We start from the raw sequence: 26,893 nt of genomic DNA, 5'->3' as shown, positions 1-26,893 counted from the left end.
ACGGACGGTTCACACGATTCCGCGACTATTCGATTTTACAGGGCCGTCACTCGTCATCACCGACCAGCCGCGCCTCGAGAGCGGCAGCCAGCGATTCCGCCAACTCCCACTCCTCGTCACTCATATGCCCAGTGACATCGACACGACCATGCCGCCACGAGAATGAAGCCGATGAGTCCGTAAGCCCATAGACAGGCTGAGGACCGATGTCCTTCCATTCGACGAAGCCCTGATTCTTCAGCGCCTCGCGAGATTCAGCTAGGGATTCCCACTCGTCTCGCGAGATCGGCGAATCCTGGCTATCCGTCCAGGATTCCGCCCGGGTAATATGAAATTCATAACCCATGTCAAATCCCCTCGCGCTAGCTAACCTGTCGTGGCCCCGAACAGGAGGGTTACCCCACGACCTTGGGCATACTCAACCGCCCGCGACATTTGCTCCATGTGCATATCCTTAAGAGTGCCAGACCTAACGATCGTGTAGACAACCCGATTTGCAATATTCGCCGGATCGAGAACACCTGGATGGCGGTAATCGCCATTGTAGTTGGCTGCATCGTCGACCGCACTCTTGAGTCGCTGGAACAGCATGCCCTTGTTCTGGAAACTCTTGAGACCAGTGTCCATGGCTTTGAGGCTAATCGCAGTGCCGGTGTCAGCCTCGAAGTGATCGAAGGCTTTGTGTCCAGCAGGCAGGTTGTTGAAGCCCATCTCCTCTTCGAACGCAAGGCCCTTGTCTCGAGAGCTCATGCTCCAGATATTTTGCTGGCTCCCGCTGGTCATTGCTCCGAGATCCTGGATTTCAGGATCGCAATTGTGAACCAGAACCGGAGTATCGCCAGCCTCCACATAGTAGGTGTGGAGAGTGCCGACGGTGAGGTCGTAGGTGGTGGTGTGCGCGTGGTACAGGCGGACACCAGTGACCTCGGCGGTGCCGGTCGGGGTCTGGAGGACGTCGCCGGCCTTCAGGTCCTTGGCCTGGACGAAGGCCGACTGGGTCTCGTCGTAGAAGGGGTGGTGGAACGTCGTCGTCAGACGTGCGCCCTGGGCATTCCCCTCGTGCGCCGTGCCGACTGCGTGGGCCGTCTTGGCGTGGTGCGCCGAGCCCGCCTCGCTGACCGTCGCCACCGGTGCCGTCGCCGGCCGGTCGGCGTGGTGGTGGCTCGCCGACAGGGCACCGAGCACCGCTGCCGAGGCCGCCAGGCCGAAGGCCGCCTTGCGGGCCGCCTTCTTGGCGATCTTGCCGACCAGGGACTTGGCCCCCGACTTCAGCGTGGACTTGGCCGCACCTTCAGCCACCGACTCCGACGTCTTCTTGACCGTCAGGTCCACGAAGTCGTGGTCGGTGTACGTCACGATCACCGCGGTGACCTTGTGCGCCTCCGTCCCCGCAACTCCCGGCACCGAGTTGGCGATCGTATCGCCCACCTTGATCTCGTCGATGGCCTTCGTCGTGCCGTCGGCCATCAGGACCTGGGTCGAGCCGGTGAAGCTGTGCGGTTTGCCGCCCTCACAGTCCGGCTTCTGACCACCCGCCTCTTCCGCCGGCTCATTCGAATGCGACTGCGCGTTCGTCCCCGCCGCCTCCGACTCCGCCTCCGAAGCCGCCGTGTCCGTCGCGTCCGACGCCCCCGATTCCGCCGCTTCCGTCGCACCCTTGCCGAACAGCCCGCCGACCGCCTCCATCGCCTTCGGGGCCGCCTTGGCGAGGAGGCTGCCGCCTATCTCGCCCAGGGCGCCGCCGAGGGCGCCCGAGACCGCGCCGGTGACCGCCGATGTCGCGAACGCGGACGCGCTGCAGTCGCCGCCGCCGTCCTCGGCACACTTGAAGCCCTGTTCCACCAGGGAGCCGGCCGCGCCCGCCGCGGCCGCGCAGCCTATGGAGCCGACGCCGGCCGTCAGGGCCTCGCAGCCCGCGAACACCGCTGTGGAGACCACCATCGAGGTGATCGCCGCGGCATGGTGCTTGACGAACTTCGCCGCCGTCTTCACCGCCGACACCGTCGCGTGGTACGCGGTGCGGGCCGCGTGGGCGACCGCGTGCGCGGCCTTCCTCACCACGTGGGCGATCTTGTGCGCGATCGACTTGACCGCGTGCACCACACGGTGCACCACACGCGAGAGCCTGTGGTACGCCGAGTGCACCGCATGGACGACCCGGTGATAGAAGCGTCGGACGTGTCTGACCGCGTAGTGGTAGATGTGCCGGGCGTAGCGGACCGTGGCCCGGTACACGTCCACCACGTGGTGCACGAACTTGCGGGCCACGTGCTTCACCCTCTGGATCGCACGGTGCACCGCGGCCTTGGCCCGGTGGTACAGGTGCGTCGCCGCGCGCTTGACCGCGTGCCAGGCGTGGGACACGTGGCTCGCGGCCTTCTTCACTCCGCAGACCACGTCGTACCAGGAGCAGTTGCCCGACTCGTCCGTGCCCGCCATCGGGTTGTCGTCGACGTAGGCGAACGGGTTCGCCGACACCGAGTTCGGCACCGCGTCCAGCGACATGCTGTCCTTGTTCAGGAACTGCCCCGTGCCGGGGTCGTACCAGCGTGATGCCGTGCCGACGTCACCCGTGCCCGGTTCGGTCCAGCCGGACTGGAAGCCCAGGTGGCCCGTGATCGTGTCGGTCGGGGAGATCACCTTGCCCAGCGGCGAGTACGACGCCGAACCCGCCAGTGCCGTGGCGCCCGAGGTGAAGGTGCCGACCACGTCGTCGTGCTGGTCCGTCAGGGCCAGGACGCCGGACCCGCCGGACGCGGGCTTGATGCCGATCACGCCCCCGGACGGGTCGTAGGTGTAGGTGTCCTCACCGTCCGAGGCGACCGTGTTCGACGCCCCCGAGTACTGGAAGGTGCGCGAGGAGCTGTCCGCCGTGTCCGTGTCCGTGATGTTCCGGCCCGTAGCGTCCAGCGTGTACGACTGGGTGCCGGCCACGATCTGGTCGCCGAACGCGTCGGCCTTGAAGGACACCGTGCCCGACACCGACGAGTCCTGCGTCATCGTGCCGCGCGCCGAGTAGGAGTAGCTGTGCGTGCCGTCCGAGGTCAGCTCGTCGCGCGCGTCGTACGTGTAGACGTCCGAGCCGTTGCGGATGCGGTTGCCGGAGGCGTCGTACGCGTAACTCGTCGTCGTCGTGCCGTTGTTCCAGGACGTCAGGCGGTTCGCGTAGTCGTAGGTGTAGGTGTTGGCCGACGCGCCCGACACGCCCGTCGTCGTCTTCGACGTCAGGTTGCCGTTCTTGTCGTAGCCGTAGGTGAAGCTCGCCAGCGTCGACGATCCCTGGGTCAGGGTGTCGCCGGTCAGTTCGTGCGCGGCGTTGTAGGTGAACGCCCGGGTCTGGCCGGTGGAGCCGTACTTGATCGACGTCAGCTCGTTCAGCTTGCCGTAGGAGTACGTCAGTTGCGTGCCGGTCGCGGCGTCGTTCAGCGACGACAGGCGGCCCGCCGAGTCGTAGCCGTAGTTCGTCGTGCCCGCCGCGTCCGTGCGGGACAGCATCGAGCCGTCGTCGTTGTAGGTGAAGCTGGAGGTGCCGGCCGAACCCGACGTCGACAGCACATCGCTGCGGTCGTCGTAGGTGAACGTGTCGTGCGTGGCCGCCTGGTGGTCCGCCGCGCCCGTGATGCCCGCCGCGTCCGTGTCCGCCGACAGCACCCGGCCGTCGGAGTCATAGGTGAAGTGGCGGGTCGCGGTCGCCGCGTCGGCGCCCGTGCCCGACATCGACTTCAGCTGGCCGACCGAGTCGTACGACATGGACGTGCTCACGCCGCCGGGCAGGGTGACGTTCGTCAGCTGGCCGTCCGCGTCGTAGGCGTAGGTCGTGGTCGAGTCCGCCGCCGACGTGTACTGCGCCGTCGTCGGCTCGACGACCTTCTCCTGCTGGCCCCGCGGCGTGTACGTGTAGTGCCAGGAGTTGCCGCGGCCGTCCGTGAACCGGGTGCGGTTCCCGGCGGCGTCGTAGCCGAAGCTCGTCGTGATCGACGTGCTGTCGTCGACCGGCTGCACCTCCTGGGTGATGGTGCCCGCCGCGTCGTACGTGAAGTGGCTGGTGTGGCCCCGCGCGTCGGTGATCGCGGTGACGTTGCCGTTGCCGTCGTACTCCTGCGAGGACTGCGCCAGCACGTTGTTCAGCTGGTCGTACTGGGTGCTCTGCACCGGGTCGCCCGAGGCGTTGTAGTCCGTCTCGGTCCAGGTGCCGTCCGGCAGGAGCGTCTTCTGCTGGTTGCCCTCGAAGTCGTAGGTGTAGCCGGTCGTGTTGCCGGCGCCGTCCGTGACCGAGGTGGTGTCACCGGCGCGGTTGTAGCCGTAGGACGTCTTCACCCCGCCCGGTGTCGTCACCGAGGACAGATGGGCGCCGTACGGGTTGCCGGAGGTGGCCGCGTAGGAGTACTGCGTCGTCAGCGTCCGCGTCGAGGGGTAGCGCTCCATCGTGGTGTCGGTCAGCTTGCGGCCGAGGAAGTCGTACGTCGCCTGGGTCTGGGCGCCCGTGCCGTCCGTCGCGGACAGCTTGTCGCCGGCCGCGTCGTACGTGGCGTGCAGCGTCGTGTTGTCCGGCTCGGTGGTCTGGGCCAGGTCGCCCAGCTGGTCGTACAGGTAGTGGGTGGTCTTCCCGCCCGGCGTGGTGACCGAGGTCTGGTTGCCCTCGCTGTCGTACGTCCACACCGTGGTGCCCGCGTTCGGCGTGCTGCCGCCCGCCGGGGTGTACGAGGGGAGCGTCTCGGAGACCTTGTCGCCGTTCGCGTCGTACGCCGTCGTGGTGACGTTGCCGTTCGGGTCCTCCTCCTCGACCGCCTCGCCGAAGGTGTTGAAGCCGCTGGTGGTCACCGGGTTGACGGTCACCGGGTCGGTGCCGTCGACCTCGGCCTGCACCGACGGGGCGGTGGTCGTCGCGAGGTTGCCCGCCTCGTCGTAGGCGTACGTCGTGGTGTGCGTCTCCGGGTCGGTCGTCGACGTCGGCAGGCCGCGCTTGTCGTACGTCCACTTGGTGGTCTGCTCGTCGGAGGAGCCGACCGTGCCGCCGGTGCGACCCTTGCCGTACAGCGAGGAGACCTCGGAGGCGGACAGCGGCCGCTGGTAGACCTGGACGTCGGACACCGCGCCGTTGACGACGTCGCTGACCGTGCCGTCGGCCTTCTTGGTGCCGCCGACGGAGAGCGGGCCGCTGCCGGTCCACGGGGAGGCGTCGGTGCCGGTGCCGGACAGCGTGCCGTTGACGTACAGCTTCATCGAGCCGTCGGTCGCGTCGAAGACGCCGACCAGGTGGGTCCAGGTGTTCAGCGCCGGCGCGCCGGGGGCGACCGCGTCGTAGAAGGCGGAGGGGGAGGCGGTGTCCGCGTTGGAGGTGTGCAGGCGGTAGGCGTTGTCCGTCTTGGAGTACTGCAGGTAGAAGGAGGCTCGGTTGGTGCCGCCCTGCGCCACGAAGGTCCGGTAGGTGGAGGTGTCGGAGAGCTTCACCCACGCCGAGACGGTGTAGGAGGCGCTGGTGTCCAGCACCGGGCTGTTGGTGGCGACGACGTCGCCCTTGCCGGAGGTGTCGCCGCTGAACTGGGCGGCGCTGTCCGACCAGGTCACACCGCTGCCGGCGGTGGCCGTGTTGCCGGTGCCCGAGGAGTCGGTGACCGAGGTGCCGGAGTCCTGGTTCAGTTTCCACCAGCCGGCCGGGTGACCGGAGGCGTCCCCGTACAGCGTCTCGCTGAGCAGGTTGCCCATGTGGTCGTAGCTGTCGGTCACGGTGCGGTCGTAGCCGGAGGCGTCGTGGTCGTTCTGGGTGGCGACCTGGTCGTCAGGGGTGTACGAGACGGTGGTGACGCGGTCCACCCCGTTGGGGTCGACCGTGGTGGAGGTGGTGCGGGAGGCCGCGTCCACCGCGTAGTTGGTGACGGTCTCCCCGTTGTCCGTGGTCCGGGAGGTGAGGTTGCCGGCCGCGTCGTAGGAGTCGGACTCCAGGACGTACTTGCTGCCGCCGTCGGCGCTGCTCTTCGTCGCCGTGGCCAGCAGGCCGTCGTCCATGTAGGTGTACGACGTGGTGCTGCCCATCGCGTCGGTGACCGAGGCGAGGCGGCCGGAGGGGTCGTAGGCGCGCGAGGACTCGGTGAGGAGGGTCGCGGGCTGCGGGTCGGTCGGGTCGCCGGTGTACATCAGGCCCTGGGTGAGCAGGTTGCCCTCGGCGTCGTACGTGTAGCGCGTCTCGTCGCCGTTGGACGAGACCTCCTTGGTCTTGTTGCCGGAGGAGTCGTACGAGTAGGTGATGGTGTTGCCGTTGGTCGCGCCCGCCGAGGCGTTGGCGTCGGACTCGGTCGCCACGTGGTCGTAGGCGTCGTAGGTCCACGTCTGGGTGCGGGAACTGTCGCCGCCGCTCGCGTCGGAGACCGTCTGCGTAAGGACGTTGCTGTCGTCGTCGAAGACCGTGGTGGTGACCGCGGAGTGGGTGGCGCCGGTGATCCGGTCGGTGATCTGCGGGTCGTGCTCCGCGGTCACCTCGTCGTTGCCGTTGTAGGTGTAGGTGGTGGTCAGGCCGGCCGGGTAGGTGTCGGAGACGACCTTCTGGCTGGTGACCCGGCCGAGCCCGTCGTAGGTGTACTGGGTGACCAGCCCGATGGCGTCCGTGGTGGAGGCGACGTCACCGTTGGCGTAGTAGGAGACCTGGTTGACGGCGCCGCCGGGGCTGGTCGTCTTCACCGGCAGGCCGGCGGGCACCACGCCGCCGTCGGCGGAGGGGTAGGCGCTGGTGCCGTCGCTGTACTCGGTGGTGGTGGTACGGCCGTTCGGCGAGCCGGGCACGGCGGGGCCGGTGATGGCGGTCTGGTTGCCGGCCGAGTCGTACGTGAACGACGTCAGGTACGTGGTGTCCGTGGCCGACGCCGAGCGGCCGTCACGTGAGGTGAGCAGCTGGTCGTTGCGCGGGTCGGCGGTGGTCAGCTGGGCCGTGGTGTCGTCCGGGTAGTACGTGTAGTACTCGGTGTTGCACTTGTTCGCGGCCTGGTCCTGGCAGGTCGTCGAGGAGACGATGTTGCCGCGCACGTCGTGGCCGGTGATGGTGGTGGCGCCGTTGGGGTCCACCACCGTGTGCTCGAAGCCGGCGGTGTCGTAGCCGAAGCGGGTGGTGTTGCCCAGTGCGTCGGTCTCGCTCAGCTGGCGGTCGCCGTGCACGACGTCGTAGGTGTAGGTGAGCGTGGCGGAGGCAGGGGTGGTCACCTTCACTGTCTTCACCGGCAGCAGACCGGTGGAGTCCTTGGCGGCCTGGAACTGTCCGTCCACGTCGTCCGCGGACAACTGGGAGCGGAAGAAGGCGACCTCGGTGATCGAGCCCTTGAAGTAGGTGGCGTATCCGGTGTTGTCGGTGGTGCTGTGGTGCGCCTCGTCCGGCCAGTTGCCGCCGTCGAAGCCCGCGCCGACGTACGTGTACGGCTGGTTGGTCATGGCCGCGGTGCCGGTCTGGGTGCCCACGAGCGAGTCGTCGAGGTACAGCGACTGGCTGGTGGCCGACGTCGACATCACCACGTGGTGCCACTTGCCGTCGGTCACGGTGGCGGAGGAGCCGAGCGGCTTGGTGGAGCCGCCGGAGAAGTAGAACTCGCCGTACAGCTTGCCGCTGCTGCCCACGTAGAGCACCGGCGTGTATCCGCCGCTGGTGGTGCCGTTGGAGAGCGGGTCACGGGAGGCGCCGAAGAGCACGCCGTTCGCCGTGGAGGTCTTGAACCACATGCTGACCGACTGGGCGCCGGAGCCGGGGACGGTGCCGTTCGGCAGCTGCGTGTAGGAGGTGCTGCCGTCGAAGGACGCGGTGGTGTGGTCGCTGAACGGGCCGCTCGCGCCGAGCGTCACCGCGTTGTACGTGCCGTTGCCGCCGCGTACCTCGTCCAGGGCCTGGGCCGCACCGGCGGACTCGCCGAACCGGTAGTACTGGCTCGGGGCACCGCCGAGGACCGCGCCCCGGTAGGTGTCGCTGGAGCCGGCCACGGTGGGCGCGTTGAGCTTCCAGACGCCACCGTTCTCGTCGGTGAGCTGGGTGAGCGCCGTGGAGTCCGTGTCGTACGTCATCGCGGCGAACGCCTTGCCGGACGGCCTCGTCGTGGACGTGAGCAGACTGGTGCTGTGGGTGCCGTACTTGTACAGGTCGCTGACGTCGGACGCGACCAGCGGGCGGCTGTACCAGGCGGCGTCCGCGATGGAGCCGTTGAAGTAGGTGGCGTAGCCGTCCTTCGCAGTCGTGGAGTAGTGCGGCTCGTCGGGCCAGGCGCCGCCGAGGAAGCCGGTGCCCAGGTAGTTGAAGACCTGGTTCTTGCCGAAGGCGGTGGCGCTCTTGATGGAGACGGAGCCGGTACGCGAGCCGATCTTGGTGTTGTCCAGGTACAGGGTCTGTGAGTTGCCCGCCGCGGACAGGACCACGTGGTGCCACTTGCCGTCGGCGACCGAGGCGGTGGTCTGGATCGGGTTCTCGCCGCCGCTGTACCAGAACTCGGCGTTCAGCTTGCCGTCGGTACCCACGTAGATCGACGGGGTGTAGAAGCCGGCGGCCTGGCCCGAGGAGATGGGCTGCGAGGCGTAGGAGTAGATGACGCCCGGTCCCTGGGAGGTCTTGAACCACAGGGAGAGCGCGCCGGAGTCGGTGTCGTTGCCGAGGTTCTTCGGCAGCGCGATGTCGGAGGAGGTGCCGTTGAAGGAGGCGGCCGTGGCGGTGGAACCGGTCAGCGGGCCGGCGGCACCGAGGGTGACGTTCTCGTAGGTGGCGTCGGTGGTGCCCTCGTTGGCGATGACCGCGTCCTTGGCGGTGGTGCCCGAGGACTCCGACAGCGGCCAGTAGGCGTGCGGGTCGAGGTCGAGGGAGGCGGTCTGGTACGGCGAGCCGCTGGTGTAGCCGTAGGTGGTGCACTTGGTGCTGGACTGCGGTGAGCACACGCTGGTCAGCCGGTCACCGGTGTAGCCGTAGGTCCACGTCTCGGCGGTGTTCGGGGCGCTCGGGGTGACCGGGTCGGTGGTGACGGTGCCGACGTGCGCGGCCTGGGCGCCGGACGGCGTGGACCAGCTGAGGCTGAGCGAGCGGCCGGAGACGGCGGAGGTCATCTTGGTGATGCGGCCGCCGGACCAGGTGAGGTTCTCCGAGCGGCCGTTGGCGTCGGTCACCGAGGTCAGGCCGTAGCCACCGGAGCCCAGGGACTGGGTGAACGTGTAGACGGTGTCGTCCTTGTCGGTGAGCGTGTAACCGCCGGTGACCGACTTGAAGGTGGCGAAACGTCCGTTGCCGGGTGTGAAGGTGCCGTCGCTGTTCTTGCCGTAGCCGACCTCGGAGCCGTCGGGGTAGGTGACGTAGACGCTGGATACCGCGCCCGAGGGCGTGTAGTGCTCGGTGGCCCTCGCGTCGAAGATGCTCGACCAGCCGGCGCCGAACGCTCCTGTCCAGCGCGGGTCGCGGGAGTTGTAGTCGCGCTCGACGTCGAGGGACGGCCCGACGGTGGAGACGGATGCGTCCGTGTCGCTCGTCGTGTAGTTGCGGCTGGTCGCGTCGAAGCCGTGGTCGCTGCTGTTCTGCGACAGTCCGGAGGTGATGACGGTCTCCGGCACCTGCACCGACATCGCGTACGGCGTGGCCGGGGAGTAGAGGTTGGTGGCGGAGTCGTAGGCCTGGACGGTCCAGGTGTAGCTCTTGCCCCAGGCCAGCTTGCCCGCCGGGACGGTCCAGTCGCCGGTGGCGACCAGACCGGAGTCGGCGACCTTGGTGCCGGAGGAGTCGAAGACCTGGAAGAGGTACTGGCCGGCGCTGCCGCTGGAGTTGGCGCCGCCCGCCCAGGCGGTCAGCTCGGGCGTGGTGGTGTACTCGACGGCGTTGTTGTTCGGGAACTGCTCGTACAGCTGCGGCGCGGTGTTGCCGGTGTAGGTGACGTCGATGTACGGGCCCTTGCCGGCGACGTTGAAGGAGTCGAACTGCTTCCAGTGCAGGGCGTCGGAGGTCGACGCGTACACGGCCAGGCCGTAGTCCTTGCTGGTGCCGTTGAACCAGCCCTGGATGGCGGAGGCGGACAGCGAGACGGTCACCCTGTCTCCGACGCTGCGGTCGGCGGCGGTGTTGGCGCAGGCGTTGGGCACGCTCGGCGTGGCATTGCCGATGGAGGAGCCCTTCGACGGGCCCGGATAGGTGGTGACGGACTCGGGGGTCCAGGCGCTGGTCACCAGCGCGACGTCGAACCGCTCGGCGGTGCAGGTGGCGGCCCACGTGTCGAACAGGGTCATGGTCGCCGACGTCACGGTGGCGCCGCTGGAGTCCCAGGCGGTGTCCCAGTGGTTGACGAAGCTGACCGCGCTGTGGGTGCCGGAGTCGTAGGAGCCGACCTTGATGGTCTGCTCGTAGGAGTGGTCGCCGGCCGGGTTGCCGCTCTCGGCGTAGGTGGTGGTCCAGCCGTCCTCGACGGTCGGGTCGACGGTGACGGGGAAGACGCGGTGCGTGTCGTGCAGCCAGTGTGCGTCGAGCGTCACCTTCAGGGCGTAACCGCCCTTGGTGCGGACGAGTTCGCTGGTGACGTCGTGGGTCGTGGCCGGGTCACCGGAGCGGGGGTTCACCCTGGAGTCGTACGCGTACGACGGAGGGATGCGCTCGACGGTCTTGCCGGAGGCGTTGCGCAGGTCGATCCAGCCGTCGTCGTGCTGGACGGGGGTGAGCCCCTTGAGGTCGAGCGGGAAGGTCCAGGCGTTGTCCGCGGTGGCGGAGCGCAGGACGACGGACTCCTTGACGCCGGTGGCGGTGGGCGAGACGGCGAGGTCGGTGCCGTTCAGGACGTCGCGGTACGTGACGGTGGAGCCGTGGGCCGTGCCCGTGACGGGCGCGGCGTCCTTGAGGCCGTAGGCGACGCGGTGCGCGGAGTCCAGGGTGAGGGAGGCGAGGGCGGGGTCGGTGGCCTTGCGGCCGAAGTCGACGGCGAGGGAGTTGGCCTTCTCGTGCCAGCGGCCGTCGGGCCCGGCCCGCACGTCCACGTCGATGGGCACCCATCTTCCCTTGCCGCTCTGGTAGTTGACCGGAGCGTTGTAGATCCGCCGGGTGAGGCTGCCGTCGGCGTTCTGGTAAACGGTCTGGCTGCGTGAGGACTTGGTGGCGCTGCGCTTGCTGGTCTTGGGGTCGAAGTGACCGCCGCCGCTGCGGCCGCGCTTCACCGTGAGGTGGTGGGCCTGGTACCCGGACAGCTCGCCGCGCGCCTTGCCCGGCTTGTGTCCCTTGCCGCGGTGGGCCGCGGTGGCCTGCGCGGAGACGTGGTGCCGCCGTCCTGCGGCCGTGCCGGACTGCTGGTGCGGGAGCTTGCCCCAGTGCGGGTCCTCCAGCCACTTCGCCATCGACTTCAGGCTGAGGCCGGGCAGTTCGATGGCGCCCAACTGCATGTCCTGGGCCTGGGCCGTCTGGCCCATCACCATCAGCGCGAGAGCGGTGAGAAGGAAGACCGCAACACGGCGCTGCCCGCGGCGGGTGCGGCGGGCGGAACGGACGCGGCGAAGGGGCCGGATGCGCACGGCATGACTCCAGCAGGCAAGGGAGTGACCAAGAAAACGAAGGGATCTTGCCTGTTGTGTACACGCTGTGGACAGCGTTCAAGGTACAGCCTTGTACCGATCTTGACCACCGCTTGCTGAACCAGCCCGACTTGTTTTGACCGGCCCGCTTTGGTCTTGATCAATGACTTACTCGCACGCCACTTTCCTTACCCGCAACCGTTATCCATCTGTAGCCCGCTTCACGTCTGTGCCGACGGGAACACCCCTGCAAACACCTGGGGGAGCAGGGGCGGGAGCACCACATCAGCCGCCGCACTGCGTCAGCATCATCCGTTTGTCCGCGGCCGTGACCGGAAGGTCGTACTTCAACGACACCTGGGCGAAGCGCACCACGTAGGCGCAGCGGATCCGCTTGTTCGGGGGCAGCCAGGTCGCGGGTCCCGAGTCGCTCTTGGCTCCGTTGGCGGGGCCGTCCACCGGGATGAGGTTGAGCGGGTCGTTGGCGATGTCCTCGCGCTTGCCCTTGGTCCAGTGCGAGGCACCCATCTGCCAGTCGTAGGAGAGCGGCATGACGTGGTCTATCTGGACCGTCGTCGCATGGGACTTGCTCCATTCGATGGTCCTGCCGGTGTACGGGTCGTGCAGCGTCATGGAGGTGACGATGCAGTCCGAGCCGGCCCGGAAGCGCACCTTCTCACCATCGCGTTTCAAGAGATCGTTTCGCGAGTCGCACCCGTTGTGCGCATAGGGGATGCCGCCGGGAGCCGAGTCCATCCAGGCGTAGCCGAACTCGTCCCGCGCGTAGCCCGTCTTGGGGCCGCGCCCCTTCGTCGCCACCTTCTCGATCAGCGACCGCGCCTTCGCCTGGTCCGCGGTGGAGGTGACCGCCGCGAGCCCCGGCTTGGTCCCGTCCGGATTGTCCAGCGGGTTCACGGCCCGGCCGTCGCCGGCGGTCGAGACGGCGGAACCGGAGGGTCCGCCGTCCGCGGGCGGTGCAACGCCCTTGCAGCCGGCGAGCATGGATCCGGCGGCCAGCAGTGCGGCGGACGCCAGGACGGCGCGCCGCCCTCCGGCACTGTGCCTCATGAGGCCGAAGGCCCCCCCGGTCCTGTCCTCATCGCCGCCGGTCACGGTGACCGCCCCGCCCCTCAGACGCCTCACGGTGCGCCCCCTCACTCGCCCTGGTCCGCCCGTAGGACACGGGCGGAATCGTTCCGTCCCATACTGCGCCTCTTACGGTAACCGCCGGGAGACCGACTTCAGATGAGGACCAAAGTGGCGATTTGCGGCAGCCGGCGAGCGAGTTGGGGCATGGGGTGCCGCACCGGGGGAGCACGGCCGGCACCCGGGTGAGCCCGCTCACGACGCCCCGCACGAACGAGGCTCACGACGCCCCGCACGAACGGGGTTCGCCGCGCCGTCTACGACCCCAGGACCGACGCGAGGAACTCGCCGACCCAGCCCAGCAGTTCGCGCCCGACCAGCGGCTTGCCGCCCACCTTCGCGGTCTTCGGGCGCGGGACCAGCACCTGGTGCACGGCCGGCTTGATGACCGTGCCCGGGTACAGGCGCTTGACCCGCAGCTCCTGCGACTCGCGCAACTCCACCGGGGCGACGCGGATGTTGGTGCCCTGGAGCACGATCTCGCCGACGCCGCACGCGCGCGCGAGCATCCTGAGGCCGGCCACCAGCAGCAGGTTCTCCACCGGTTCGGGCAGCTTGCCGTAGCGGTCGGTGAGTTCCTCGCGGACGGCCTTGATGTCCTCCTCCGAGTTGGCGGAGGCGATGGCGCGGTAGGCCTGGAGGCGGAGCCGCTCGCCGGGCGCGTAGTCGTGCGGGACGTGCGCGTCGACGGGCAGCTCGATCTTGACCTCGAGCGGCGGCTCCTCCTCGATCTCGCCGGTCTCCAGCTGGCGCCGGTAGTCGGCGACCGCCTCGCCGACCATGCGGACGTACAGATCGAAGCCGACGCCCGCGATGTGCCCGGACTGCTCGCCGCCCAGCAGGTTGCCGGCGCCGCGGATCTCCAGGTCCTTCATCGCCACGTACATGCCCGCGCCCATCTCGGTGTGCTGGGCGATGGTGGCCAGGCGCTCGTGGGCGGTCTCCGTCAGCGGCTTCTCCGGCGGATACAGGAAGTACGCGTAGCCGCGCTCGCGGCCCCGGCCGACACGGCCGCGCAGCTGGTGCAGCTGGGACAGGCCGAAGGTGTCACCGCGCTCCACGATGAGGGTGTTGGCGTTGGAGATGTCGATGCCGGACTCGACGATCGTGGTCGACACGAGCACGTCGAACTTCTTCTCCCAGAAGTCGACGACGACCTGCTCCAGCGTGGACTCCGACATCTGGCCGTGGGCGGTCGCGATGCGTGCCTCGGGGACGATCTCGCGCAGTCTGGCCGCCGCGCGGTCGATGGACTCGACCCGGTTGTGGATGTAGAAGACCTGGCCCTCGCGCAGAAGTTCGCGGCGGATGGCGGCGCCGATCTGCTTCTCCTCGTACGGCCCGACGAAGGTGAGCACCGGGTGGCGCTCCTCCGGCGGCGTGGTGATCGTGGACATCTCACGGATGCCGGTGACCGCCATCTCCAGGGTGCGCGGGATCGGGGTCGCGGACATGGTCAGCACGTCGACGTTGGCGCGGAGCTTCTTCAGTTGCTCCTTGTGCTCGACGCCGAAGCGCTGTTCCTCGTCCACGATGACCAGTCCGAGGTCCTTGAACTTCGTCTCGGAGGAGAACAGGCGGTGGGTGCCGATGACGACGTCCACCGCGCCGTCCTTCAGGCCCTCGAGGACGGCCTTGGCCTCGGTGTCGGTCTGGAAGCGGGACAGCGCCTTCACACTCACCGGGAACTGCCCGTACCGCTCGGAGAACGTGCCGAAGTGCTGCTGCACCAGCAGGGTCGTGGGCACGAGGACGGCGACCTGCTTGCCGTCCTGTACGGCCTTGAAGGCGGCCCGCACCGCGATCTCGGTCTTGCCGTAGCCGACGTCGCCGCAGATCAGGCGGTCCATGGGGACCGACTTCTCCATGTCGTCCTTGACCTCGGCGATGGTGGTGAGCTGGTCGGGGGTCTCCGCGTAGGGGAAGGCGTCCTCCAGCTCGCGCTGCCAGGGCGTGTCGGTGCCGAAGGCGTGGCCGGGGGCGGCCATGCGGGCGCTGTAGAGCTTGATCAGGTCGGCGGCGATCTCCTTGACGGCCTTCTTCGCGCGTGCCTTGGTCTTCGTCCAGTCCGCGCCGCCGAGCCGGTGCAGGGTGGGTGCCTCGCCGCCGACGTACTTGGTGATCTGCTCCAGCTGGTCGGTGGGGATGTAGAGGCGGTCGCCGGGCTGGCCGCGCTTGGCGGGGGCGTACTCCACCACCAGGTACTCGCGGGTGGCGCCCTGCACGGTGCGCTGCACCATCTCGATGTAGCGGCCGACGCCGTGCTGCTCGTGGACGATGTAGTCGCCCGCCTCCAGGGTGAGCGGGTCGATGGTCTTGCGGCGGCGGGCCGGCATCCGGGCTCCGTCGCGGCTGGCGGTGCGCTGGCCGGACAGGTCGGTCTCGGTGAGCACGGCCAGCTTGAGTGCCGGGTCGATGAAGCCGTACTCGATGCAGCCGCAGGACACGTGCACGACGGAGGGGCTCAGTGGGCCGAGGTCGACGTCCAGGCGGGCCGCGATGCCCTCGCTGCCGAGGACCTCCACCGTGCGGGCGGCCGGGCCGTGGCCCTCGGTGACGAACACCGTGCGCCAGCCGTCGGCGAGCCAGCCCTTGGTGTCGGCGAGGGCCCGCGCGGTGTCCCCGCGGTAGGTCTCGGGCGCGTGCATGCCGAGCTTGAGGGTGCCGGCGTCGAGCTCTTCGTCGGCGGCGAACGGCGAGAGGGACCACCACATCATGTCCAGCTCGCGCGCACGGTCGCGGACGTCGGCGATGGACCACAGGGAGGCGGCGCCGACGTCGATCGGGGCCTCGCCGCCGCCGGCGGTGGCGGCCCAGGAGGCCTGCAGGAACTCCTGGGAGGTGGCCACGAGGTCGGCGGCGCGCGTGCGGACCCGCTCCGGGTCGCAGACCACGGCCATCGCGCCCTTGGGGAGGACGTCCAGCAGCAGCTCCATGTCGTCGACCAGGACGGGGGCCAGGGACTCCATGCCCTCGACGGCGATGCCCTCGGCGATCTTGTTCAGCAGTTCGCCCAGCTCCGGGTGCTCCTCGGCGAGGGCACGCGCCCGTGCGCGTACGTCGTCGGTGAGCAGCAGCTCGCGGCACGGCGGGGCCCACAGGCCGTGCTCGGCGACCTCGAGGGAGCGCTGGTCGGCGACCTTGAAGTAGCGGATCTCCTCGACGTCGTCGCCCCAGAACTCGACGCGCAGGGGGTGTTCCTCGGTGGGCGGGAACACGTCCAGGATGCCGCCGCGCACGGCGAACTCGCCGCGCTTCTCCACCAGCTCCACGCGCGCGTAGGCGGCGGCTGCGAGAGCTTCCACCACGTCGTTCAGATCCGCGGTCCGGCCCGTCCTGAGGGACACCGGTTCCAGGTCGCCGAGGCCCTTGACCTGGGGCTGCAGCACGGAGCGCACGGGGGCGACGACGACGGAGACCGGGCCCGTCTCGGGGTCGTCATGGCTGGGGTGGGCGAGGCGGCGCAGGACGGCGAGGCGGCGGCCGACGGTGTCGCTGCGCGGGCTGAGCCGCTCGTGCGGGAGGGTCTCCCAGGAGGGGTACTCGACCACGCCCGCTTCGGGCAGCAGGGAACGCAGGGCCGCGGCCAGGTCCTCGGCCTCGCGGCCCGTCGCCGTGACGGCGAGCACCGGGCGGCCCGCCTCGCGGGCGAGGGCGGCGACCGCGAGGGGGCGGGCCGCCGGGGGGCCGACGAGGTCGACGTGCATGCGGTTGCCGTCCGCGGCCGCCGTGATCGCTTCCGCGAGGGCGGGGTCCTTGACGACGGCGTCGAGCAGACCGTGCAGGCTCATGGAGGGGCTTTCCGTCCGGTGGTGGGCAACGCGAATAACCCGACGCGTGTGACGGCCGGGGCTGTCCAGCGTACGACTCCGCCGGGGCTGGCGCCGGGGCCTGTGGACAACCCCGGGCTCCCTCGACGACAGGAGAACCCGGCCGACGACAGAAGAACCCGGTGCCGGGCGGTCCGAAGACTCCCCGGCACCGGGTCTTTCCCCCGCAACCCCCGTATGCGGTGGTCGTGGCATCGGCCCAGCGCGGCTAGTCCGTGGCGATGGCGTTCAGGACGTTCATGCGGCCTGCCCGGAACGCCGGGATCAGTGCGGCGAACAGGCCCACGAAGGCCGAGCCGATGAAGACGGCGATGATCGTCGGCCAGGGGATCTCGAGGATCTTCAGGCCCTGGAGGGCGAGGAGCTTCTGGGCGGTCGCTCCCCAGCCCATGCCGAGGCCGAGGCCGAGCAGGGCGCCGAAGACGGCGATCACCACGGACTCCAGGCGGATCATGCGGCGCAGCTGGCGGCGCGAGAGGCCGATGGCCCGCATGAGGCCGATCTCCCGGGTCCGCTCGACCACCGACAGGGCCAGGGTGTTCACCACGCCCAGGACCGCGACGATGATCGCCAGCGCCAGCAGGCCGTAGATCATGTTCAGCAGCTGGCCGATCTGGTCCTTCAGCGCCTTCTTGTAGTCGGTCTGGTCGCGCACGGTGTACTGCGGGTAGTCGTCGTGCAGGGCCGCCTTCAGCGCCTTGTAGGCGTCGGCCTGCCGGCCGCCCTTGGCGGTGGCGAAGACCAGCTCGTCCAGCGGCATCCGGTCGGCGGGCACGTACTTGGCGAGCGTGGCGATGGAGGTGTACTTGGCGCCCTGGTCGATCACGTCGTCGCTGCTGGTGATCGCGCGGACCGTCAGGTGGGCGGTGGCGCCGTCCCGGAACGCGACGGTGATCCTCGAGCCGAGGTGGATGCCGTGGGCCTGGGCGAACTTCTCGTGGACGGACATCGAGTCGGGCAGGTAGGCGTCCTTGAGGTCTCCGGCGACGGTCTTCTTGCGCAGGTCGGTCGCGTAGGTCGGGTCGGCCGCCGTGATGTCGGTGTCCTTGAGGGTCTGCCCGTCGGGGGTGGTGTAGTCGGCCACGGTCGTCCGGTACTCGGTGACCCGCGCAAGGTCCGGGGTGTCCTTGATGACCTTGACGGCCTGCGGGGTGATGCGCTGGCCGTTGTCGCCCTGGATGATGAAGTCCGTGCCGACGGTCTTGTCGAGCTGGTCGGTGGCCGAGGCGACCATGGAGGAGCCGACCACCGACAGACAGGCCACCAGGGCCAGGCCGATCATCAGGGCCGCGCCGGTGGCGCCGGTGCGGCGCGGGTTGCGCAGCGCGTTGCGCTCCGCCATCCGGCCCACGGGACCGAACATCCGCAGCATGACCGCGCCGAGGATCCGGACCAGGCCGGCGGCCAGCAGCGGGCCGATGACGACGAAGCCGATCAGGGTGGCGACCACGCCCAGCCCCAGCCAGCCCGAGCCGGCCTTGGCCTTGTCGGCGCTCGCGGCGACGTACAGGCTCCAGCCGCCGACGGCGGTGAGCAGCAGCCCGATCACCGCGCGGACGGTGCCGGCCCTGGCGTCGGCCGGGGCGCCGGCGTCGCGCAGGGCGGCCATCGGGGAGACCTTGCCGGCGCGCCGGGCGGGCAGGTAGGCGGCGAGGACGGTGACCACGACGCCGAGGAGCAGGCCGACGGCGGGGGTCGTCCAGGCGACGGTCAGGTCGTCCGTGGACAGGTGCATGCCCATCTTGCCCATGAGCTTCATCAGGCCGACGGCGATGCCGACGCCCGCGCCTACGCCGAGCACGGAGCCGATGACGCCGAGCAGCAGCGCCTCGACCAGCACGGACCGGTTGACCTGCTTGCGGGAGGAGCCGATGGCGCGCATCAGGCCGATCTCGCGGGTGCGCTGGGCGACCAGCATGGAGAAGGTGTTGATGATCAGGAAGATGCCGACGAGGAAGGCGATCCCGGCGAAGCCGAGCATCGCGTACTTCATGACGTTCAGGAAGCTCTCGACGCTCTTCTGGTTGGCGTCGGCGACCTCCTTGGCGGTCTGCACCTTGTAGCCGTGGCCGAGGGCGGCCGTGACGTTCTTCTTCAGCTGGTCGTTCGTCACGCCCCGGGCGGCGGTGACGTTGATGTTGGTGTACACACCCGTCCGGCCGACCAGGGTCTGCTGGGCCGTCTTCGTGTCCAGGTAGAAGATCGCCGCGCCGGGGTTGGTCACCTTGAAGGCGGCGATGCCGGACACGCGCGCGTGGTGCGTGCCGACGACCGAGATCATGCCGATGTCGTCGCCGAGCTTCAGGTGGTGCGTGGAAGCGGTGTCCTCGTCGACCATGACCTGGTCCGGACCCTTGGGCGCCGCACCGGAGGTGATCTTCATGGTGCGGGCGTCGTTGCCGTTCCAGCTGCCGACGATGGTCGGGGCGCCGCTGTTCGGCGACAGCTTGTCCTTCTTGGCGTCGATGACGGTCACCGAGGTGGAGAAGACCGTGCCCTCCGCCTTCTCCACGCCCCGGGCGCCGCGGACCTCGCCGACGACGGAGGCCGGCATCACCGGCGGCTTGCCGGTGCGGGAGGTGGTCTCACCGGTGTCGGAGGAGCCCTTGGCGCCGACCGTCACGTCCGAGGACGTGGCCTGGAAGAGTTTGTCGAAGGTGGTGTTCATCGTGTCGGTGAACACCAGCGTGCCGCACACGAACGCCACCGACAGCAGGACCGCGACCGCCGAGAGCGCCATGCGGCCCTTGTGCGCGAAGAAGTTGCGCATCGAGGTCTTCAGGACGGTCATGACGTGCGCCCCCGGGCGTCGAAGTCCTTCATGCGGTCCAGGACCTGATCGGCCGTCGGGTTGTACATCTCGTCGACGATCCGGCCGTCGGCGAGGTAGAGCACGCGGTCGGCGTAGGAGGCGGCGACGGGGTCGTGGGTGACCATCACGATGGTCTGGCCGAGTTCGTCGACCGAGCGGCGCAGGAAGCCGAGGACTTCGGCGCCCGCGCGCGAGTCGAGGTTTCCGGTCGGCTCGTCCCCGAAGATGATCTCCGGGCGGGCGGCGAGGGCGCGGGCCACGGCCACGCGCTGCTGCTGGCCGCCGGAGAGCTGGGTCGGCCGGTGCTTGAGACGCCCGGCGAGCCCGACGGTCTCCACCACGCGGTCCAGCCAGGCCTTGTCCGGCTTGCGCCCCGCGATGTCCATGGGCAGCGTGATGTTCTCGATGGCGTTCAGGGTCGGCAGCAGGTTGAACGCCTGGAAGATGAAGCCGATCCGGTCCCGCCTCAGCTGGGTGAGCTTCTTGTCCTTCAGGCCGGTGATCTCGGTCTCGTCCAGGAAGATCTGACCGCCGGTGACGGTGTCGAGCCCGGCGAGGCAGTGCATGAGCGTGGACTTGCCGGACCCCGAGGGGCCCATGATGGCGGTGAACTGGCCGCGCATGATGTCCACGTCGACGTGGTCGAGGGCGACGACACGGGTCTCACCGGACCCGTACGCCTTCACGACCTGCCGCGCCCGCGCGGCAACGGCCGTACGCCCTCCAGTGCCCCCGTGCCTGGGAATGGTCACAGCCGATGTCACGGTATGTCTCCTATGTCGGTTGACAGGTCGGTGAGTGGTACCCCGGTGGGCCGGGGTGTCGTCCTCGGGTACGTCGTTGAGTCTCGCGGTCGGCCGGGCGGTGGCGCGCTGGTGCGAAGCCCCCTCTTGCCCGGGGGAAAACCCCACCCCGGCCGGTGCGGTCGGCCGCCCCCCTGCGGCGTAAAGCCAGGTTAAGGACTGGGCCGGCCCCGCCTCGTCCTCCGCCGGGACGAACCCGCCCCGAGCCGTTGTACGGAGATACCCCTAGGGGTGCTCCACCCGCGGGCGGAGACCTTCTCGGGGTCGTCTCCACCCATCGGCCGCGCCAAGCCTCCACCCTGCCGTCGCGTCAGGGTCAAGCCGCGGGGCCGCCCCGAGCGCCGGAGCCGAGGTGGGCGCCCCGTGGCAAGCTGACGCATCGCAGATGGATGCAGGGAGCACGGAGCGGGGCAGGCTCTTGCGGGGAGTCTCGGGGAGGGGTTTGCGGTGGGGAGCACGTCACCCGCGATACGCGGCGACGCGGTACGGCGACGGGACGGCCGGCGGCGGGGCGCGGTGGTCGCCGCGCTGATGCTGGCGATGGCGCTGGCCGCACTGGACGCCACCATCGTCTCCACGGCGGTACCGCAGATCGTCGGCGACCTCGGTGGGTTCTCGGTCTTCTCCTGGCTCTTCTCCGGCTATCTGCTCGCGGTCACCGTCACCCTGCCCGTCTACGGCAAACTGTCCGACACCTTCGGCCGCAAGCCCGTGCTGGTGACCGGCGCGGCCGCGTTCCTGCTGGGCTCGCTGCTGTGCGCGGGCGCCTGGAACATGGCGGCGCTGATCGCGTTCCGGATCGTGCAGGGACTGGGCGGCGGTGCGTTGCAGGGCACCGTGCAGACGCTGGCCGCCGACCTGTATCCGCTGGCCGAACGCCCGAGGATCCAGTCGAGGCTGTCCACGGTGTGGGCGGTGGCGGCGGTGGCCGGGCCGGGGCTCGGCGGAGTGCTCGCCGCGTACGCCGACTGGCGCTGGATCTTCCTGATCAACCTGCCGATCGGCGCGGCCGCGCTGTGGCTGATCGTCCGTCATCTGCACGAGCCCGAGCGGCCGCAGGACCCGGAGAACACCGCCCACGCCCGCGTGGACTGGGCCGGCGCGCTCGCGGTGTTCGCCTGCGGCGGGGTGCTGCTGACCGCGCTGGTACAGGGCGGGGTCGCCTGGCCGTGGCTGTCGGCGCCGTCGCTGGCGCTGTTCGGCACGGGCCTGGCGCTGGCCGGTGTGGTGGTCGCGGTGGAGCGGCGGGCGGCGCAGCCGGTCATTCCCGGGTGGGTGTGGCGGCGCCGGACGATCGCGGCGGTCAACCTGGCGCTGGGCGCGCTGGGGCTGCTGATGGTGGCGCCGAGCGTGTTCCTGCCGACGTACGCGCAGTCGGTGCTCGGACTCGCGCCCGTGGCCGCCGGGTTCGTGCTGTCGGTGTGGACGCTCAGCTGGCCGGTGTCGGCGGCGCTGAGCCAGCACGTCTACCGGCGCATCGGCTTCCGGGACACCGCGCTGCTCGGCATCGGCCTGGCCGCTCTGATCCTGTGCGTGTTCCCGCTTCTGCCGTACCCCGGCTCGTGGTGGCAGCCGACGCTGCTGATGCTCCTGCTGGGTGCGGCGCTCGGGCTGTTCCAGCTGCCGCTGATCGTCGGGGTGCAGTCGACGGTGGGCTGGTCGGAGCGGGGCACCACGACCGCGTCCGTGCTGTTCTGCCGGCAGACCGGACAGACCCTGGGCGCCTCGCTGTTCGGCGCGGTCGCCAACGGGGTGCTGGCCGCGCGGCTGGGCGGGGCGGGCGACCTGGACTCCGTCACGCGCGCCCTGGACGCCGGTACGGCCCCGGAGGCGACCCGGCGGGCGATCGCCGCGGCCGTGCACGCGGTGTACCTCGGCGCCGCCTGTGCGGCGGTGCTGGCCTTCCTGGTGCTGCTGGTGGTGGCGCCGCGGCGGTTCCCGGTGCGTGAGGAGTAGCTGCACGAGTACGCTCGGTGAGCGACTCAGCGTGACAACGGTGTCTCCGCGGAGGGGAGTTGGCCGGGTGGCGATCGAGGACAATCCGCGTGCACGGGAGCAGTACGGGGCGGAGCTGAAGCGGAGGCGGGAAGCGGCGGGGCTCACGCAGGAGCAGCTGAGCCAACGTGCGGTGATGTCCCGGACGCACATCGCCCATATCGAGGCGGGGCGGCGCAGGCCCGATGTGGACGATGCGCGGCGGTTGGACCAGGAGTTGGGCGGCGACGGGTTCTTCGTGAACTTCCTGCCGACACTGGACGGGAAGCAGGTCGCGGAACACTTCAAGGAGGCGCTGGAGTTCGAGGGCAGGGCGACCACCATCAAGGAGTACGCCGCCAATCTGGTGCCGGGCCTCTTGCAGACGAAGGCGTACGCCTACGAGGTGCTCGGTACCGGCTATCCGCGTCAGGACGACGAGGCACGCGACAAGGTGGTGGACACCCGGCTCGAACGAGCCCGCGTCCTCGACACGTTCCAGTCTCCTGAGCTGTGCTTCCTGCTCGACGAAGCGGTGCTGCGGCGTGTCGTCGGCGGACCGGCCGTCATGGGCGAACAACTCCGGCACATCATGGAATTGGGCGCGAGCCGCCGTATCCGGGTCCATGTGCTCCCTTACTCCGTGGGTGCCCACGCCCTCCAGGCTGGCTTCCTCTCGCTCATGTGGTTCGACGACCTGCCGCCGATCGCGTATGCGGAAGGCGTGAACAGTGGGCGCATCCTGGAGCTACCGTCCGTAGTGCGTACGTGCCAGGAGCTTTACGATCAAGCACTGGGTGACGCCTTGTCGCACCGCAAGTCACTGGACCTGCTCCGGTCCGTCGCGGAGGATTACGAGCATGAAGCGCAACGAACCGACCATCTCTGACGCATCGGTGCTGTCCGGCTGGCGCAAGTCCAGCTACAGCGGCGGAAGCAGCGACAACTGCCTCGAAGTGAGCGACCCCGCCCGCCCCGCTCACGTGCCCGTCCGCGACAGCAAGAACCCCACCGGCCCGGCGATCGTGTTCTCGGCCGCCGCCTGGACGGAGTTCCTCGGCGGGATCCGCTAGGGCTGCTCGTCTGCGAACACGTTGTGCAGGTCGTCGAGCAGGCCGGGGTCGCAGGGGTTCGGCGAGGTCGCCCGGACTGCTTCCATGATGAGCTCGGCGATCCGCTCCACGCTGCCGGCGTACGAGATGAACGCCTGGGGAGCTAGCGCATACCGACCGGCCAGTTCGGTGAAAACGCAGCGCGGCCCGGCACGCGCGAGTAGCGTGCGTGGCTCCGCACCCCCCCACCTCCCTGCGGTCCGCCGCCTCGGACCCGAGCCACGCAAGGAGCCCCGGGATGTCCTACGACCCGCCGCTTCCGCACTACGCCCCGCCCCCCACGCCCTACGTCCCGCCTTCCACGTCCTACGGGCCGCCCCCCACGTCCTACGGCCCGCCGGCCCGCCGGCGTTACGACCCGCCGCCCTCCGCGGACCTCACCTACCCCTGGCAGCCCGCTCCCCCGCAGCCGCCCCGCCCGGAACGCCGGCCGCCCCGCGAACCCCTCGGCCACCACAGCGACCTGCGGGTGCTGCGCAGCGCCTACCGCTGGCAGCGGCGCACCGCCACCCTCACCGCACTGGGCTACTTCACGCTGTTCCTGGTGCTGTCCGCCTGCGCGCCCGGCGTCATGACCCGCACGGTCGCCGACGGCATGCCCGCCGGCCTGCTGCTCGCCCTGATCCAACTCCCGGTCACCTGGCTCGCGATCGCGCTGTACGAGCGCACCGCCCGCCGGCACGTCGATCCGCTCGCCGACCGCATCCGCCGGGAAGCCGAACTGGACGCGCGCCGAGGAGTCACCCGATGACCGCCGCCGGCACACCGGCCGTCGGTGGCTTCGCCGGTTTCAGCGGCTCGGCGCAGGCCATGTCCCTGGTCGCCTTCTGCACCGTTGCCACGGTGACCCTGCTGCTGTGCGTGATGACCGGCCCCGACCACGACGACCTCGACGAGTTCTACACCGGTTACGGCTCCCTGTCCCCGCTGCGCAACGGCCTCGCCATCGCGGGCGACTACATCTCGGCGGCCACCGTCCTCGGCACCGGCGGCGTGATCGCCCTGTGCGGTTACGACGGAGTCGTCCTGGCGCTCAGTACGGCGCTGTCGCTGATGCTGCTGATGTTCCTGCTCGCCGAACCGCTGCGCAACGCGGGCCGGTTCACCATGGGCGACGCGCTGGCCCGCCGGCTGCCGGGGCGCAGCGTACGCATCACGGCCTGCGCGGTGACCATCGCCGCGCTGCTGCCGCTGATGCTGGTCCAGCTCGCCGGTACCGGGCAGCTGATGGCGTTCATCCTGGGGTTCTCCAACGAGTCCCTGAAGACCGGATGCGTGGTCGGGCTCGGTGCGCTGATGATCGCCTACGCGGCGATCGGGGGCATGAAGGGCACCGCGCTCATCCAGATCCTGAAGATCGTGATGCTGGTCGGTTCGGGCGCCGCGATCGCCGTGCTGATCCTGCGCCGCTTCGACTGGGACCCGGGCGCCCTGTTCACCGCGGCCGCGCGGCAGAGCGGCGCCGGACCGGCCTTCCTGCACTCCGGGCTGGAGTTCGGCACGTCCGGCCGGTCCCGCCTGGACATGATCGCCTCGGAACTGACCGTGGTGCTCGGCGGCGCCTGCCTGCCGCACATCACCATGCGCATGTACACGGCCTCCAGCGCCCGCCAGGTGCGCCGCTCGATGTCCTGGGCGGTGTCGATCGTCGCCCTGTTCGTACTGGTCATCACGGTGGTCGGGTTCGGCGCCACCGCCCTGGTCGGGCGCGCCGCGATCGCCGGGGCCGATCCGCAGGGCAACACCGCGTACCTGCTGGGCTCGCGGGCGGTGTTCGGCACCGGCGTGTCCACGGCGGAGACGTTCCTGTTCACGATGGTGACGACGGCGCTCTTCCTGACGCTGCTCGCCTCGGTCGCCGGGATGATCCTCGCCTGCGCCAACTCTCTCGCCCACGACGTCTTCGCGGCCCGTGTGCAGGAGATGCCGGCCCGGCGCGAGATGGCCCTGGCCCGCGTCGCGGCGCTCGCCATAGGCGTCCCGACGATCCTGCTCGCGACGCTGGTGCAGCACCACAGCCTGCAGCCCCTGGTCACGCTCTCCTTCTGCCTGGGCGCCTCGGCCATCGCGCCCGCCCTGGTCTACGGGCTCTTCTGGCGCCGCTACACCCGCAGCGGGCTCATGGGCACGCTGATCGGGGGCACGCTGACCGTGCTGCTGCTCATGCCGGGCACGAATCTGGTCTCCGGCTCACCCGTCTCGGCCTTCCCGCACGCCGATTTCAACTGGTTCCCGTTCACCACGACCGGCATCGTCTCCATCCCGGCCGGCTTCTTCTTCGGCTGGCTCGGCACGGTGGCCTCCGGCCGTGCCGAGGCGGAGCAACAGCGGCACCAGTACGAGGCGGTGGAGGGACGGATCCTGGCGGGGGCGGTGCGCGAGCGACGTTGAGAGCGCGGCGGACGGCGGCGGCCGGGGGATCACTCCGGGGCCGCTCTGCCCGTCAGCGTGATCAGGCTGCTGCGCACCTGATCCACCTGCGCCCGCACGTCGTCCCACATCTCCCCGTGGTCGCGCAGCACCTGCTCCGTCTCCCGCGCGATGCGTTCCTCGCGCAGACGCGCGCCGGCGAGGATCTCGGCGGCACGTGCGCGTGCCTCCTCCTGGGCGCGGCGCGCGTACTCCTGGGCCTCGGCCAGGGACCGCTCGGCCTCGGACAGCGCGGCCTCGACCCGGCTCGCCCGTTCGGCGTGCCGGGCGTGCAGCGCGGCGATCCGCTCGGCCTCCTCGCGCTCGACCTCGGCCCACCGCCCGGCGTGCTCCCGGGACTGCTCCTCGACCGTGCCGGTGGTGCGCTGCCGCACCTCGCGCAGCGCGACGAGCAGCTGTCCGCGCCCCTCCTTCACCGCGCGCCGCGCGCCGATGCGGATGTCGTCGGCCTCGGCGCGCGCGGCCAGGAGCCGCCGGCGGGCGTGTTCGTCGGCCTCCGCGCGGAGCGCGTCCGCCGCTTCCTGCGCCTGACGGCGTACGGCCTCGGCACGCGCTTCGGCCTGCGCGCGCTGCTTCTTCGCCTCACGCCGCGCGCGTTCGCGCAGGCGGGTCGCCTCCTCCTGCACGAACTGGTACAACCGCCGTGCGCTGTCCCCGAGCGCCTCGTACTCGTGCGGTACGAGCTGGGCGACGACCTCGCGCATCCGCGCGGCCTCCGCCTCCATGTCCTTGGCGAGCACGGTCAGCCGCGCGGCCCGTTCCCAGGCGGCGTCACGGTCGCACGACAACTTCTCCAGGCAGGCGTCGACCTGGTCGGGGCGGTAGCCGCGCCCCCGGCCGGTCACGAAGCCGTGCGGTGACCTCGATGCGCTGCTCACCCTGGGAACCCCTCTCCAGCAGCCGTACACGACAGGACGATTTCGCGCACATCTTGATGGATCGGGCGTAAGTGTTCATAACGCGACACTCCGCAGTCACGTCACGCTCGAAATCCCGCACTTCAGGATCGGTGGGGTGGCAGGGCCGCCTGCAGCATCTCCCCCTCCAGAGTGATGATCATGCTGCGTACGGGTGATCCTCGTGCAGGGCGAGGAAACAGGCCGTCACCGGGCCGCCCTCTCCTGGGGCCGTGAGGACCGCGGCGCCCACCCGTTCGGCCGACTGCCTCGTGGAACGAGCCCGGCATGCGGTGGCAGTACACCACCAGCTGGGCCCGGTACGGCTGGAAGTCCACCGGCCCGTCATGCCCTTCACACGCGCGTGAAGGGCATGATCCGCTCACCTCCCGGCCGGCGT

General features: G+C 69.9%; 12 protein-coding genes. 5 read left to right on the top strand and 7 right to left on the bottom strand.

The genetic code is table 11. The annotated features are described in order from the left end of the window. Positions 1-46: 46 nt before the first annotated feature. The 6 genes from ABZ919_RS19295 to ABZ919_RS19270 all read right to left on the bottom strand — a co-directional run bounded on the left by ABZ919_RS19295 (position 47) and on the right by ABZ919_RS19270 (position 20,042). Entirely contained in the window at positions 47-346 is a 300-nt protein-coding gene (locus ABZ919_RS19295; RefSeq protein ID WP_361248971.1) for a hypothetical protein, read from the bottom strand. Positions 347-366: 20 nt separating this feature from the next. Continuing rightward, complete coding sequence (locus ABZ919_RS19290; RefSeq protein WP_361248968.1) at positions 367-11,490, bottom strand: LamG-like jellyroll fold domain-containing protein; 11,124 nt, start codon at positions 11,488-11,490, stop codon at positions 367-369. 285 nt (positions 11,491-11,775) lie between these two features. Then, positions 11,776-12,558 carry an HNH endonuclease family protein gene (locus ABZ919_RS19285; RefSeq protein ID WP_361248965.1) on the bottom strand — a complete coding sequence of 261 codons (783 nt, stop codon included), beginning with the start codon at positions 12,556-12,558 and terminating at the stop codon, positions 11,776-11,778. Between the two features lie 335 nt (positions 12,559-12,893). Then, positions 12,894-16,427: a transcription-repair coupling factor gene (gene mfd / locus ABZ919_RS19280; RefSeq protein WP_361248962.1), complete on the bottom strand. Its 3,534-nt coding sequence runs from the start codon at positions 16,425-16,427 to the stop codon at positions 12,894-12,896. Between the two features lie 247 nt (positions 16,428-16,674). Then, the gene (locus ABZ919_RS19275) at positions 16,675-19,257 is read right to left on the bottom strand and encodes an FtsX-like permease family protein (RefSeq protein ID WP_361248959.1); all 2,583 of its coding nucleotides are present in this window, start codon (positions 19,255-19,257) and stop codon (positions 16,675-16,677) included. Next, on the bottom strand, positions 19,254-20,042 hold the full coding sequence (locus tag ABZ919_RS19270; protein ID WP_361248956.1) for an ABC transporter ATP-binding protein: 789 nt from the start codon (positions 20,040-20,042) through the stop codon (positions 19,254-19,256). The genes ABZ919_RS19275 and ABZ919_RS19270 overlap by 4 nt, the downstream gene beginning before the upstream one ends. Before the next feature lie 486 nt (positions 20,043-20,528). Between ABZ919_RS19270 and ABZ919_RS19265 the strand changes: the two genes are divergently transcribed. From ABZ919_RS19265 to ABZ919_RS19245, 5 genes are all read left to right on the top strand, one after another. Beyond that, positions 20,529-22,037, top strand: a complete 1,509-nt coding sequence (locus tag ABZ919_RS19265) for an MFS transporter (RefSeq protein ID WP_361248953.1) — start codon at positions 20,529-20,531, stop codon at positions 22,035-22,037. Between the two features lie 67 nt (positions 22,038-22,104). After that, entirely contained in the window at positions 22,105-22,944 is an 840-nt protein-coding gene (locus ABZ919_RS19260) for a helix-turn-helix transcriptional regulator (RefSeq protein WP_361248951.1), read from the top strand. After that, positions 22,916-23,128 (top strand): DUF397 domain-containing protein, encoded by a 213-nt coding sequence (locus ABZ919_RS19255; RefSeq protein ID WP_361248948.1) that lies wholly within the window; start codon positions 22,916-22,918, stop codon positions 23,126-23,128. The genes ABZ919_RS19260 and ABZ919_RS19255 overlap by 29 nt, the downstream gene beginning before the upstream one ends. 277 nt (positions 23,129-23,405) lie before the next feature. Next, positions 23,406-23,918 (top strand): DUF485 domain-containing protein, encoded by a 513-nt coding sequence (locus ABZ919_RS19250; RefSeq protein WP_361248945.1) that lies wholly within the window; start codon positions 23,406-23,408, stop codon positions 23,916-23,918. Further along, positions 23,915-25,558 (top strand): cation acetate symporter, encoded by a 1,644-nt coding sequence (locus tag ABZ919_RS19245; RefSeq protein WP_361248943.1) that lies wholly within the window; start codon positions 23,915-23,917, stop codon positions 25,556-25,558. The genes ABZ919_RS19250 and ABZ919_RS19245 overlap by 4 nt, the downstream gene beginning before the upstream one ends. A gap of 29 nt (positions 25,559-25,587) precedes the next feature. On the opposite strand, the gene ABZ919_RS19240 is transcribed toward ABZ919_RS19245, so the two are convergent. Further along, positions 25,588-26,475 carry a cellulose-binding protein gene (locus tag ABZ919_RS19240; RefSeq protein ID WP_361248940.1) on the bottom strand — a complete coding sequence of 296 codons (888 nt, stop codon included), beginning with the start codon at positions 26,473-26,475 and terminating at the stop codon, positions 25,588-25,590. Positions 26,476-26,893 lie beyond the last annotated feature (418 nt).

The sequence above is a fragment of the Streptomyces sp. NPDC046759 genome, assembly GCF_040645475.1.
In the GTDB taxonomy this organism is placed as follows: Bacteria; Actinomycetota; Actinomycetes; order Streptomycetales; family Streptomycetaceae; genus Streptomyces.
Note: the sequence above shows the minus strand (reverse complement) of the source record. Positions and strands in the feature narration are given on the sequence as shown.

What these genes read in the sequence shown, in the direction of transcription:
- ABZ919_RS19295 (WP_361248971.1), bottom strand. Translation starts at nt 346, where the DNA reads ATGGGTTATGAATTTCATATTACCCGGGCGGAATCCTGGACGGATAGC.
- ABZ919_RS19285 (WP_361248965.1), bottom strand. Translation starts at nt 12,558, where the DNA reads ATGAGGCACAGTGCCGGAGGGCGGCGCGCCGTCCTGGCGTCCGCCGCA.
- mfd (WP_361248962.1), bottom strand. Translation starts at nt 16,427, where the DNA reads ATGAGCCTGCACGGTCTGCTCGACGCCGTCGTCAAGGACCCCGCCCTC.
- ABZ919_RS19275 (WP_361248959.1), bottom strand. Translation starts at nt 19,257, where the DNA reads ATGACCGTCCTGAAGACCTCGATGCGCAACTTCTTCGCGCACAAGGGC.
- ABZ919_RS19255 (WP_361248948.1), top strand. Translation starts at nt 22,916, where the DNA reads ATGAAGCGCAACGAACCGACCATCTCTGACGCATCGGTGCTGTCCGGC.
- ABZ919_RS19250 (WP_361248945.1), top strand. Translation starts at nt 23,406, where the DNA reads ATGTCCTACGACCCGCCGCTTCCGCACTACGCCCCGCCCCCCACGCCC.
- ABZ919_RS19245 (WP_361248943.1), top strand. Translation starts at nt 23,915, where the DNA reads ATGACCGCCGCCGGCACACCGGCCGTCGGTGGCTTCGCCGGTTTCAGC.